The 12,292-nt window shown below is 72.6% G+C and carries 8 protein-coding genes and 1 pseudogene; 4 read left to right on the top strand and 5 right to left on the bottom strand.

Annotated elements, in window-relative coordinates; translation table 11 throughout:
• Positions 1-5: 5 nt before the first annotated feature.
• The 3 genes from ACGFI1_RS09045 to ACGFI1_RS09035 all read right to left on the bottom strand — a co-directional run bounded on the left by ACGFI1_RS09045 (position 6) and on the right by ACGFI1_RS09035 (position 2,561).
• Positions 6-1,385: a S8 family serine peptidase gene (locus tag ACGFI1_RS09045; RefSeq protein WP_392784244.1), complete on the bottom strand. Its 1,380-nt coding sequence runs from the start codon at positions 1,383-1,385 to the stop codon at positions 6-8.
• Positions 1,379-2,242, bottom strand: coding sequence for a hypothetical protein (locus tag ACGFI1_RS09040; RefSeq protein ID WP_392732806.1), 864 nt, complete (start codon positions 2,240-2,242; stop codon positions 1,379-1,381). The genes ACGFI1_RS09045 and ACGFI1_RS09040 overlap by 7 nt, the downstream gene beginning before the upstream one ends.
• A gap of 118 nt (positions 2,243-2,360) precedes the next feature.
• Entirely contained in the window at positions 2,361-2,561 is a 201-nt protein-coding gene (locus ACGFI1_RS09035) for a CsbD family protein (protein ID WP_138639152.1), read from the bottom strand.
• Positions 2,562-2,762: 201 nt separating this feature from the next.
• On the opposite strand from ACGFI1_RS09035, the gene moeZ reads away from it, so the two are divergent.
• Positions 2,763-3,944, top strand: a complete 1,182-nt coding sequence (gene moeZ / locus ACGFI1_RS09030) for an adenylyltransferase/sulfurtransferase MoeZ (RefSeq protein WP_138639151.1) — start codon at positions 2,763-2,765, stop codon at positions 3,942-3,944.
• A gap of 93 nt (positions 3,945-4,037) precedes the next feature.
• On the opposite strand, the pseudogene ACGFI1_RS09025 reads toward moeZ, so the two are convergent.
• Positions 4,038-4,163, bottom strand: a pseudogene (locus ACGFI1_RS09025) (ankyrin repeat domain-containing protein); the annotation flags it as partial.
• A 665-nt stretch (positions 4,164-4,828) separates the two neighbouring features.
• Between ACGFI1_RS09025 and ACGFI1_RS09020 the strand changes: the two are divergent.
• Positions 4,829-7,858 (top strand): alpha-N-acetylglucosaminidase TIM-barrel domain-containing protein, encoded by a 3,030-nt coding sequence (locus tag ACGFI1_RS09020; RefSeq protein ID WP_392784241.1) that lies wholly within the window; start codon positions 4,829-4,831, stop codon positions 7,856-7,858.
• A gap of 114 nt (positions 7,859-7,972) precedes the next feature.
• Positions 7,973-9,190 (top strand): ROK family transcriptional regulator, encoded by a 1,218-nt coding sequence (locus ACGFI1_RS09015; protein ID WP_392784239.1) that lies wholly within the window; start codon positions 7,973-7,975, stop codon positions 9,188-9,190.
• On the opposite strand, the gene ACGFI1_RS09010 is transcribed toward ACGFI1_RS09015, so the two are convergent.
• Positions 9,166-9,888 carry a TetR/AcrR family transcriptional regulator gene (locus tag ACGFI1_RS09010; RefSeq protein ID WP_138639144.1) on the bottom strand — a complete coding sequence of 241 codons (723 nt, stop codon included), beginning with the start codon at positions 9,886-9,888 and terminating at the stop codon, positions 9,166-9,168. The two genes, ACGFI1_RS09015 and ACGFI1_RS09010, sit on opposite strands and share 25 nt — an antisense overlap.
• 153 nt (positions 9,889-10,041) lie before the next feature.
• Between ACGFI1_RS09010 and ACGFI1_RS09005 the strand changes: the two genes are divergently transcribed.
• On the top strand, positions 10,042-12,207 hold the full coding sequence (locus ACGFI1_RS09005) for an MMPL family transporter (RefSeq protein ID WP_392784237.1): 2,166 nt from the start codon (positions 10,042-10,044) through the stop codon (positions 12,205-12,207).
• Positions 12,208-12,292 lie beyond the last annotated feature (85 nt).

Genomic DNA, 12,292 nt, shown 5'->3' with positions numbered 1-12,292 from the left:
GGAGATCAGTACGGGGGCGCCGGCGACGCGCCGCGCGGCGGGGTCCGCCCCGGCGCGCCGTACGGCGGGCCGGGAGGCGGCCCGCCCGGCGAGCCGGGAGGCGGCGGCCCGTACGGCCGGCCCGGATGCCGGCCGGGCGGCGGACCGGGGGGCGCGGACGGGCCGGGAGGCGGGCCGAGCGCGGGCTTGGGGTGGCGGCGCCGGAACGCCATCGCGAGCCCGCCCCCGCCGATGGCCCCGCCGACGCCGAGCACCAGGATCACGCCGATCACCCAGCGGACCCACGCGGGATGGTCGATGATCGGCACCGGCCCGGGGTCGCCCGCGCCGAACCGCTCGCCGGCGCGCTTGCCCTTCGCGGGTCCCGGCTTCGCCTCCGCGAGCGAGTCGGCCGCCGACAGCGCGCGGGCCGCGTGCACCTCGCCGAACCCGATCTCCGGGTCGTAGCCGCCCTTCGGCCCGCCGCGGGCGCTCTGCACCAGCGCCTGCGACACCAGGGCGGGCGCCATGTCGGGGTGCTTGGCGCGGATCAGCGCGGCGATCCCCGATACGACCGCGCTGGCGTCGCTGGTGCCGGAGCTGACGAAGTACCGGCCGCCGGGGCCCGCGACGGGCAGCCCGGCACCCGGCGCGGACAGCACCACCGAGTAGTTCCGGTTGGAGAACGGCGCGCGGGTGTGGCCGGGCGTCGTCGCCGCGACCGCGATCACGCCGGGATAGGACGCCGGGTAGGAGTACGGCGCGAACCCGTCGTCGTCCAGCAGCCGCTGCTCGTCGCCGTCGTTGCCGACCGCCGACACCACCACGACGCCCTTGCCGATGGCGTAGCCGACCGCCTCGCGCTCCTCGGGCGTCTCGTCCTCGCGGCCGAGCGAGAGGTTGATGACGTCGGCGCCGTGGTCGGCGGCGTAGCGGATGCCGCGCGCCACCGACGTCTCCGCCTCCTCCGACGTCCGGTACCGGGCGTAGCTCGCGTCCTCCGGCTCGCCGATCGCGCGGACGGCGAGGACGCGGGCCTGCGGGGCGATCCCGATGATCCCGGCGCGGCCGCCCGGGCCGTGCCCCTGCCCGGCGATCAGCGACGCCATCCCGGTGCCGTGCAGCCGCGCGGGCGTGCTGCCGCGGTCCACCTTGGCGAGCATGTTGGGGCCGGTGGTGACCTTGCCGCGCAGGTCCGCCTGGTTCGGGTCGACGCCGGAGTCGACGACGGCGACCGTCACCCCCGCGCCCTTGGTGACCTTCCAGGCGGCGTCCATGCCGAGCAGCTTCAGGATGGGCCGCTGCCGGTCGCGGACCTCGTCGGCGTTAGCCGGGACGGGCAGCAGCCAGCTCCCCGCAAGCGCCCCCGCCGCCAGGACCGCGGCCGTCCGCGCGCGTGTCAGCATTCCCACTCCGGGTCGTCGCAGTCGGGCAGCGCCTTGGCGGCCAGCGCACGCGCGATCGCGTGGCCGAGCTGCGGGGCCACGGCGAACAGCTCGCCGGGCCGCGCCTTCTTGATCGCGGACGCGGGCCGGCCGTCGGACTGCCCGGACGCCGTCAGCACGACGTACGGGCCGCCGCGGTCGATCGTCCGGTCCTGCCGGGCCTCGTCGGTGAAGCGGGCGGACGCCGTCCCCGGGAACGCGGCGGCGTGCAGCGCGGGCGCCACCGAGCGGGAGCCGTCGCCCGGGCCCTGCGAGCCGGGCAGCTCCTTGAACGCCCGGTCGGCCTTCCACGGGTCGGGGAACGCGACCACCCCGACGGTGACGACGACGCCCTGCAGCTGGTCGGTGTAGGTGGCGCGCAGGACGGCCCGGCAGCCGTACTTGACGAGCGTGGCGGCGATCTCCTCGTCCACCGCCTGGGCGCAGCCGGTGTCGGGGACGATGCCGGTCCGGGACGCGTACTCGCTGTGGTCGCCGACGGGGCGGTAGGGGATCCGGTCGGGGAAGATCCGGCTCGCGGGCCACGCCTCCCAGCGCCGCGCGACCTCCTTGTTCGCGGCCGTCTGCAGCTCCGCGGTGGTGGGCTCGCGGTTGACGGTCGTCCAGGCGCCGACCATGGCGAACGCGGTGGTGAAGAAGTAGCAGCAGCCGACGACGAGGGCCACGACCATCCACTGGCGCCCGGTCAGGCCGAGGACGGTGGGCCGGCCGGGCCGCGGCGGAGGCTGCGGCGGACCCGCGTACGGAGGCCCTGGCGGACCGGCGTACGGGGGACGCGGTGGGGGCGGCTGCTGCTGGAAGGGAGGCGGGAATGCCACAACAGTCAAGATTAACTGTGTTTTACGACAATCCACCTGTCATTGCGCACGAGGCAGTGGAAAGCCCCTCCGCGGAGGGGCTTCCACTCGCGGGAGCGCCAGGACCCGCTACCGGGCGCTAGGACCCGGAGCCGAACGTCCTGCGCGCCTCCTCGGCGGCGTCCTTGGCCTTCTCGCCGACCTGCTTGGTGCCGCCGGCCGCCTGGTCCTTGCGCCCCTCGGCCTCCATGGACCGGTCGCCGGACTGCCGCCCGACCTGCTCCTTGCCGTGTCCCATGGCCTGCTGCGTCTTGTTCTTGAGCTTGTCGAGGAAGCTCATGGTTCCTCCTCCCGTTATGTTGGGCGACCCATGCCCGCTCCAGGGCGGCCCATGCGCGTCCCTTGACGGTGTATGCGCGCGTGCGCGTTCCGGGGACGGCGCCTGCGGGGAATGCAAGGCGACGTGGCAAGGTTGTGCGGTGGGAGGACGGGGACGCCCCCGCCTCTCTAACAGCCGAGCGTCAGCACAGGAGCACCCACCGTGTCGTTGCCACCTCTGGTCGAGCCCGCAGCGGAGCTCACCCGCGACGAGGTCAACCGCTACTCGCGGCACCTGATCATCCCCGACGTGGGCATGTCCGGGCAGAAGCGCCTCAAGAACGCGAAGGTCCTGGTCGTGGGCGCCGGCGGGCTCGGCTCCCCCGCACTGCTCTACCTCGCCGCCGCGGGGGTGGGCACCCTCGGCGTCATCGACTTCGACGTCGTGGACGAGTCCAACCTGCAGCGGCAGATCATCCACCGGCAGTCGTCCCTCGGCAGGCCGAAGGTCGAGTCGGCGGCCGAGACCGTCCGTGAGATCAACCCGCTCATCGACGTGGTGGTGCACAACACCGCGCTCGACCGCGACAACATCATGGACATCTTCTCCCAGTACGACCTGATCCTCGACGGCACCGACAACTTCGCCACCCGCTACATGGTGAACGACGCGGCCGTCCTGCTCGGCAAGCCGTACGTGTGGGGGTCGATCTACCGGTTCGACGGCCAGGCGTCGGTGTTCTGGTCCGAGTACGGCCCCTGCTACCGCTGCCTCTACCCCGAGCCGCCGCCGCCCGGCATGGTGCCGTCCTGCGCGGAGGGCGGGGTGCTCGGCGTGCTGTGCTCGTCCATCGGCTCGATCCAGGTGAACGAGGCCATCAAGCTGCTCACCGGCATCGGCGAGCCGCTCGTCGGCCGCCTGATGATCTACGACGCGCTGGAGATGACGTACCGCTCGGTCAAGGTCCGCAAGGACCCCGAGTGCCCGCTCTGCGGCAAGAACCCGACGCAGACCGAACTGCTGGAGGACTACGAGGCCTTCTGCGGCGCCGTCTCCGAGGAGGCCGCCGAGGCCGTCAAGGACTCCACGATCTCCGTGCACGACCTCAAGGCCATGCAGGACCGCGCCGAGGACATCTTCCTCGTGGACGTCCGCGAGCCCAACGAGTACGAGATCGTCTCGATCCCGGGCGCGACGCTGATCCCGAAGGGCGAGTTCCTGAACGGCTCCGCCCTGGAGCGGCTGCCGCAGGACAAGAAGATCGTCCTGCACTGCAAGTCGGGCGTCCGCTCCGCCGAGGCCCTCGCGGTCGTGAAGAGCGCCGGCTTCGCCGACGCCGTCCACGTCGGCGGCGGCGTCCTGGCCTGGGTCAACCAGATCGACCCGAGCCAGCCGTCCTACTGACGCGCGCCGAAGACCCCCGCACCCGTCAGGGTCCGGGGGTCTTCGCATGCCCGGCGCGTCGGGGTCCGCGCCCGCCTCGACCAGCGTCTTGGCGGCCTCGACATGGTCGCCGAGCGCGGCGGCGAGCAGCGGCGTGCGGCCCCGCCCGTCCCGTACGGCCGGGTCGGCCCCGGCGGCGAGGGCGGCCGCCGTCACGGCGGCCGTCGAACCCCGCCTCATCCGCTTCCCCGGCTGACCGGCCGTCCGGCTCCGCATGCCCGGAATTGTCCGCCCGGTCGAGGAAACAACCGCACAGAAAAAGCCCGCTTACGCATATTTATTTGCCGGGGACGATCTTCCTGCCGTCACTTTCTCCGGTTAGCGTGCCCTGCACGACCGAAATCCGATCGGACGCCGAATCTCCCGAAAGAGAGCCGGGGACCCGTGCACGACCGGGGTGAATCCGCCGGCCACCCCATCTGCCAGGTGAACGACTGGGCGGAGCGCTGGGGTGGCACGTCTACCAGAAGACCGGCGCCGAGCCGTCCTTTTGCAGTTCCTGGTCGTTCGCCAAGCAGCACGGCGATGGTCTGAGCGAATACCCCTTGCGGGTCGCGCACTACGGAAAGTCCGCCGGACGGGTCACCGCTGGCGAGAAATTCGCCGGCCGCCTCGCCATGCCCGCCGAAAGCCGGATTCGACCGCCCTGGCAGGGCGGTGCATTCGGCTCGGCCGGGGTTCTCAAGGCGGGTGGCTCGGGCACGTCCGCCGGCCGGGGCAGGCGCCGCGGACCCCGGACGGCACCGGCCCACCGGGAAGAGATTCCGGGGCTTTGGATCTTGACCGGGTGGCCGACGGGTATTTAGTTTGGGCCCCGATCAAAACCCCGGCGAAGGGACGCGACCGTGGTTCGACGGAGCGGCACGCAGCGAAGATGGCGGATCACGGTGGCCGGGGTGGTGAGCGTCCTGCTCGTCATCGGCGTGCTGCCCGGGACCACGGCGTCGGCGGACACGGCCGGCCACGGCCGCCCGGCGTTCGACGTGCGGCCCGCCCATGAGGTGATCAAGCGGCTGGTCGGCCCGCGGTACGCCGCGCAGGTCAGCCTGGAGACCCTGCCCGGCGACCGGGACGCCTTCCGCGTCTCCGGCCGGCACCGGCGGCTGGTCATCGCGGGCAGCAGCACGCCCGCGCTGCTCATGGGCTTCAACTGGTACCTCAAGCACGTGGTCAAGGCCGACATCTCCTGGACCGGCGACCAACTCGACCTCCCGAAGCGGCTCCCCCTCCCGGCGCGGCCGATCGAGCAGTCGTCCGTCGTGAAGCACCGGTTCGCCGGCAACGACACCGAGGACGGCTACTCCGGGCCCTACCGGACGTTCGAGGACTGGGAACGCCTCATCGACGTCTACGCCCTCCACGGCGTCAACGAGATGTTCATGCCCGTCGGCACCGAGGCCGTGTACTTCGAGACGCTGAAGTCGTTCGGCTACTCGGCGGACGAGGTGCGCTCCTGGATCCCGGGCGCCGGCTACCAGCCGTGGTGGCTACTGCAGAACATGTCCAACTTCACCTCGCCGATCAGCGAGGACCAGATCCGCGACCGCGCGAAGCTCGGCCGCCGGATCGCCGACCGGATGCGGCAGGTCGGCATCACGCCGGTGCTGCCGGGCTACTTCGGCACCGTGCCGACCGATTTCGAGACCCGCAACCCCGGTGCCGTCACGGTGCCGCAGGGCACCTGGCAGGGGTTCACCCGGCCCGACTGGCTGGCGCCGACGAACCCGGTGTTCGGCAAGGTCGCCGAGCGCTTCTACGGCGTCCAGGACCGCCTGCTCGGCAAGTCGACGATGTACAAGATGGACCTGCTGCACGAGGGCGGCAAGGCCGGCGACATCCCGGTGGGCCAGGCTTCGGTGGCCGTCCAGGACGCGCTGGAGAAGGCCCATCCCGGAGCGACCTGGGTGATCCTCGGCTGGCAGAGCAACCCGCGTGCCGAGACCGTGGCCGCCGTCGACCGCAGCAGGATGCTCATCGTGGACGGCCTGTCCGACCGGGCGCTCAAGGTCGACCGCGACACCGACTGGAAGGGCACACCGTACGCCTTCGGGTCGATCTGGAACTTCGGCGGCAACTCCACCGTCGGCGCGCCGGTCGGCGCCTGGAACGAGCGGTTCTGGGCGTGGCGGGCGCGGGCCGGGGGCAGCGCGCTCGACGGCATCGCGATCATGCCGGAGGCGAGCTACAACAACCCGGTCGCGGTGGAGTTCCTCGCCGAGCTGCCCTGGCACGACGGCCCCGTCGACGTCCACCGGTGGTTCGACGAGTACGCGGACGCGCGGTACGGCGGCGCCGACCCGCACGCCCGCGCCGCCTGGCGGGTGCTGGCGGACACCGCCTACGCGATCCCGCCGACCGGCGGCCGGTCGTCCGGGCACGGCGGGCTGTTCGCGGCGGCGCCGAGCCTGGCGGCGACGCGGCCGCACCGGTGGGCGCAGGCGGCGTTCGCCTACGACCCGGCCGCGTTCGCGCGGGCGCTGCCGGAACTGCTGGCGGTGGACCGGTCGCTGCGGGGCAGCTCCGCCTACCGGTACGACCTGCTCGAGGTGGCCCGGCAGGCCGTCGCGGACCGGTCCCGCACCCTGCTGCCGCAGATCAACGCGGCGTACCAGGCCCGTGACCTCGCCACGTTCACGAAGCTGACCGACAGCTGGATCGGCCACATCAAGGGCCTCGACGCCCTCACCGGCACCGACCGCGGCTCCATGGTCGGGCCGTGGCTGCAGCGGGCGCGGCAGGCGGCCGGCGGCCCGGCCGAGGCCCGGCAGCTGGAGTACGAGGCGCGCAAGCTGATCACGTCGTGGGGCGACAGCAACACCGACCTGCACGACTACGCCTACCGCGAGTGGTCCGGCGTGCTGCGCGACTACTACGCGCCGCGGTGGGCGAAGCTGTTCGACGGGCTGAAGGAGGCGCTGCGCACCGGCGGCACGCCGCCGGCCTTCGACTGGTACGCCATGGCCGAGGCGTGGTCGAAGGACGGCGGCAAGTACCCGACCAAGCCGTCCGGGGACACCTACACCGAGGCGTCCAAGACGCTGCGGCGGCTGATGGGCGACAGCTACGACCTGCGCTTGGCGCTGCGTCCGACGGGCTCGCTCTCCGGTTCCGCCGAGGTGGCCGCCTCGGTGACCAACACCAACTACTTCGCGCCGATGAGCGGCCTGACCTTCGACGTCTCCGCGCCCGCGGGCGTGGAGGTCCGTCCGGCCGGGCCGGAGAAGGGAGAGATCGACCCCGGCGCCACGCTGGAGCAGTCGTGGACGCTGCACCGCACCGACGCCCTCCCGGCAGGGACGACGCAGGTCGCGGTGGAGTTCACCGTCGGTTTCGACCAGGCGGGGCAGCACCTCACCCGGAAGGCGACGGCGGTGCTGCCGGTGGCGGCGGACGGCCGCGTCCAGCTCAGCGACCTGCCGTTCACCTACTCCTCCAACCATGACGGCATCTACGCGGTGGCCCGCGACACGGTGACGCCGGGCACGCCCGAGGGCAACGGCAAGCCGATCCGCCTGGACGGGACCTTCTACAGCAAGGGGCTCGGCACGAACGCGAACGCCGACGTGCGCTTCGCGCTGAACCAGGGCTGCCAGCGGTTCACGACCGTGGTCGGGATCGACGACGCGATGAACCACACCGCCGACGGCGATGTGATCGTCCGGGTCTTCGGCGACGGCCGGCTGCTGCACGAGACCGGGGTGCTGCGGAGCGGGCTCGCGACCTCCGGGGCCGAGGCCGTCCGGCTCGACGTCGATGTGGCGGACGTCAAGGAACTGCGCCTCGTCGTCGACCAGTACGACGTGAACCGCTGGTTCGACGCGGTGTCGTTCGGCGTGCCGACGCTCACCTGCACGTCGCCGCCGGCGACCAGGTAACTCCCTCCCCCGGGGCCCGCGCCCGCCGAACCGGCGGCCGGGCCCCGGGTCATGTCCGGATCCCTATACGCTCCCGTGCAGGGGGTCAGCGCGGTGAGCACGGGGAAGGCGACAATGACCAGGCCGGTCCGGATCACCGAGAAGGCGACGCCCGCGGTCCTCCGGGAGCGCAACACCGAACTGGTCCTGCAGAGCGTGCTGGCGGGCGGCGGCACCGTGTCCCGCGCCGACATCTCCCGCTCGACGGGCCTCGCCCGCGCCGTGGTCTCGGAGATCGTGGAGACCCTGGTGGCGCGGCGGCTGGTCACCGAGGAGGCGGGGCGCCCGTCCGGCCGCGGAAAGCCGGCCAGGCTGCTCGGCATCGACACCGTCCGGCACTGCCTGCTGATGGCCGACGTCCGCCCATCCGAGGTGCGCGGCGGCGTCATCGGGCTGGACGGCGCGATCGGCGCCACCGTCCGGGTACCGCTGCCCGCCCGTCCGGGCGCGGCCGACGTGGTGGCGGCGCTCGCGCCGATGCTCGCCGGCCTCGCCGCCGACGACGGGCGGGCGGTGCTGGCCGCCGGGGTCGCCGTCCCCGGCATCGTGTCCCCCGAGCAGCGCGTCATCGAGGCGCTGCAGCTGCGCTGGAGGGACGTCGACCTGGCGGGGCCGCTGAAGTCCGCGCTCGGGCACGACGTCGTGCTGGTCAACGACGCGACGGCCGTGGGGATGTCGGAGCTGTCGTGCCAGCGCAGGGACGGCGACAGCGTCATCGTGCTGCACATCGCGGGCGGCATCGGCTCGGCGATCCTGCTCGACGGCCGCGTGCACCTCGGGGAGCGCCGGCGCGCCGGGGAGGTCGGCCACATCGACGTCGGCGTCAGCGACCGCGACTGCGAATGCGGCCGGCGGGGCTGCCTGGAGACGGTGGCGAGCCTGCCGGCCGTGCTCGACGGCGCGCCCGTCGAGCGGCTGGACGCGGTCGCCGCGCCCGGTGCCGCGCCGGCGGCGCCGGAGCTGGCTGCGCTCGCGGCACGGGTCGACTACGCGGGCGAGAGCCTCGCGGCCCTGCTGTGCGTGCAGGCCGCGATCCTCGACATCGGGGACGTCGTGATCGACGGCCCGATCCGGCGGGCCGGGGAGCGGCTGCTCGACGCGATCGAGCGCGAGCTGGCGGTGCGGCTCCCGCCCAGCGACGTCCGGCGGCCGCGCTTCTCCACGATGGCCGAGCGCAGCATCATGCACGGCGCCGCCGCGACCGCCATGCACGACCGGCTCGGCGTCATCTGGCACAACGCGTCGTCCGGCACGGCGCCCGACCGGCCTCAGCCGTCCGCCGGGGGCCGGTAGGCGAGGCCGATCTGGGGGCTGATCTCGGCCAGCATCAGCTCGAACATGGGGGCGGCGTCGTCCAGGGCGAACTGCAGGTGCCCGAAGACCTCCAGGCTGACGCCGCCCTGGAGCCGGATCCAGCACTTCAGGAACTGCTGGATGACGCCGGCCGGCAGGTCGACGCCGACGACCTCGTCACGGTAGCGGCGCAGCTGCGGCAGCAGGGCGGGGTCGATCTCGTCGTCGGACGCGACCGGGAACGGGCTCTTGTTCCACAGCTCCAGGAACAGGGCCATGAACGTCCAGCCGAACTGGCGGGCGCACTCCTCGGCGAAGTCGGCCTCCTGCTCCTGCTCGCCGACGCCGCGCACGGGCGCGCCGAACAGCAGCGCGTACTCGCGGGGGTGCGCGAGGGACCAGGTCCGGAAGCGGCGGGACACCGCCAGGAACTTGCCGCTCATGTCGTCGTGCGGGACGTCCTTCAGCGCGGTGTGCAGTTCGCCGGTCAGCTCGCTGAACAGGTCGCCGACCAGGTGCCGCAGCAGTTCGCCGTGGCTGCCGAAGTAGCGGTAGAGCGCCGGCGCGGTCATGCCCATCTCGCGGGCGATCGCGCGCAGCGTCACCGCCTCGGGGCCCTCCTCGACGAGGATCCGCCGGGCGGTCTCGGTGATCTCCCGGACCGTCGCCGCACGCAGCCGATCACGCCGTGTCTCCACTACGCCGCCCTCTCCTCCCGCGCTCCTGCCGTCCTCGCATGATTCCTCAGAAACACCCTTGACGAAAGCGAACGCTGTATGCGAAGTTAACGCTGTTCGCAGCTTACACCGTTTACTTCAGTGATGGACCGTAGCGAGACAGGGGAACGGGTCATGTTCGAGCGATGGGGACGATGGGTCCACCGGCGGCGCCGGTGGGTCCTCGCGGCGGCCGGCGCCGCGCTGGTCTTCTCCGCCGTCTGGGGGACGGGCGTCTTCGGCGCGCTCACCTCGGCCGGCGGCTTCGACACGCCGGGCAGCGAGAGCGCGAAGGCGGCGCAGGTCGCCGAGCGCGACCTCGGCCGGGACGAGGCGGACGTCGTGGTCCTTTATCAGGGGCGGACCACGGTGGACGACCCGGCGTTCCGGGCCTCGGTCGAGCGGGCGCTGGCCGCGCTGCCGCAGGACAAGATCGCCTCGACCGACACCTACTGGACGACCAGGGCGCCGCAGCTCGTGAGCGGCGACCGGACGGCCACCTACGCCGTCCTGCGGCTGGCGGGGGCCGACGAAGGCGCGCGGAGCGACAACTACGCCGACCTCAAGGACGAGCTGACCGAGGTCGGCGGCGGGCTCACCGCGAAGGTCGGCGGGACGATCGGCACCGAGGCCGCGATCAACGACCGGGTCTCGTCCGACATCGGGCGGGCCGAGGGCATGGCGATGCCGGTGCTGCTCGTGCTGCTGGTGCTGATCTTCGGCGGGCTGGTCTCGGCGAGCCTGCCGATGCTGATCGGCGGCATCGCGATCCTCGGCTCGTTCACCGCGCTGCACGCGCTCACCTACGTCACCGACGTGTCGATCTTCGCGGTGAACATCACCACGTTCCTCGGCCTCGGCCTCGCGATCGACTACGGGCTGTTCATGGTCAGCCGGTTCCGCGAGGAGATCCGCCGCGACGGCGCCTCGATCGAGGACGCCGTGGCCGCGACGATGGCCACGGCCGGGCGCACGGTCGCCGTGTCCGGGATCACGGTGGCGGTGTCGCTGTCGGGGCTGCTGCTGTTCGACCAGAACTTCCTGGTCTCGATGGGCTACGGCGGCATCGCGACCGTGTTCGTCTGCATGCTCGGCGCGCTGACCGTGCTGCCCGCGCTGCTCGCCGTCCTCGGCCCGAAGGTCGACGCCCTCTCCGTGCGGCGGCGGCGCGCGAAGGCGCCCGCCGGGCGGGAGGGCGGCCAGTGGTGGCGGCTCGCGCACAGCGTCATGCGCCGCCCGGTCGTCTACGTCGTCGCCACAGTGGCGCTGCTCCTCGCGCTCGGCTCCCCGTTCCTGCACATCAACTGGGGCGGCGTGGACGCGAAGGTCATGCCGGAGGGCGCCGACGCGCGGGTGGTCGCGGAGACGCTGGAGACGCGGTTCCCGCCCAACGCCACCAACCCGATCGAGGCGGTGGTGACCGGGACGTCCGACCGGGCCGCGATCCAGTCCTACGGGGACCGGCTGGCGGCGGTGCCGGGGATCACGGACGCGACGGTGACCGGCGCGAAGGGCACCACGACGCGGATCGCGCTGCGCTACGCCGCCGACCCCGACTCCGACGCCGCGCGCGATCTCGTGGGGAAGGTCCGGGACGTCCCGCCGCCGCCGGGCGCGCAGGCCCTCGTCGGCGGGACCACCGCCGACGTCGTCGACCAGCTCGACAGCATCGGCGCGACGCTGCCGTGGCTGGCGCTGCTCGTCGGGGGCGCGACGTTCGTCCTGCTGTTCCTGGCGTTCGGGTCGGTGGTGCTGCCGCTGAAGGCGATCGTGATGAACATGCTGTCGCTGTCGGCCACCTTCGGCGCCGTCGTGCTGATCTTCCAGGACGGCCACCTGTCCGGCCTGCTCGACTTCACCGCGACCGGCTCGATCTCCCCGGCGATGCCGATCCTGATGCTGGCGATGCTGTTCGGGATCTCGATGGACTACGAGGTCTTCCTCCTGTCGCGGGTCCGCGAGCAGTACGACCTGACCGGCTCCAACACCACCGCCGTCGCCGCCGGCATGGCGCGCACCGGCTCGATCATCACCAGCGCGGCGCTGCTGTTCATCGTCGTGATCGGCGCGTTCGCCACGTCCGGCATCACGTTCATCAAGATGACCGGCCTCGGCATGGCCATCGCGATCCTGATGGACGCGACCATCGTGCGGGCCCTGCTCGTCCCGGCCGCGATGCGCCTGATGGGCCGCGCCAACTGGTGGGCTCCGGGCCCGCTCGCCCGCCTCTACGGCAAGTACGGCATCCGTGAAGGAGACACTCCCGCTCCGCAGCAGCCCCATCTGGAACCGGTGGGCTGACCCCGGCGGGCCGCTTCAGTGGCCGGTGGTGCGCGACCACCGGCCACTGAAACGTGTCAAAGCAGTACAAAACGGTGTTTACCCT

It is taken from the genome of Actinomadura geliboluensis, assembly GCF_043197915.1.
Classification (GTDB): Bacteria; Actinomycetota; Actinomycetes; order Streptosporangiales; family Streptosporangiaceae; genus Spirillospora; species Spirillospora geliboluensis.
This window is presented reverse-complemented; position numbering and strand designations above follow the sequence as displayed.

Excerpts from the sequence above, each read along its gene's own strand:
- ACGFI1_RS09005 (WP_392784237.1), top strand. The coding sequence starts at position 10,042 with ATGTTCGAGCGATGGGGACGATGGGTCCACCGGCGGCGCCGGTGGGTC.
- ACGFI1_RS09015 (WP_392784239.1), top strand. The coding sequence starts at position 7,973 with ATGACCAGGCCGGTCCGGATCACCGAGAAGGCGACGCCCGCGGTCCTC.
- ACGFI1_RS09035 (WP_138639152.1), bottom strand. The coding sequence starts at position 2,561 with ATGAGCTTCCTCGACAAGCTCAAGAACAAGACGCAGCAGGCCATGGGA.
- ACGFI1_RS09045 (WP_392784244.1), bottom strand. The coding sequence starts at position 1,385 with ATGCTGACACGCGCGCGGACGGCCGCGGTCCTGGCGGCGGGGGCGCTT.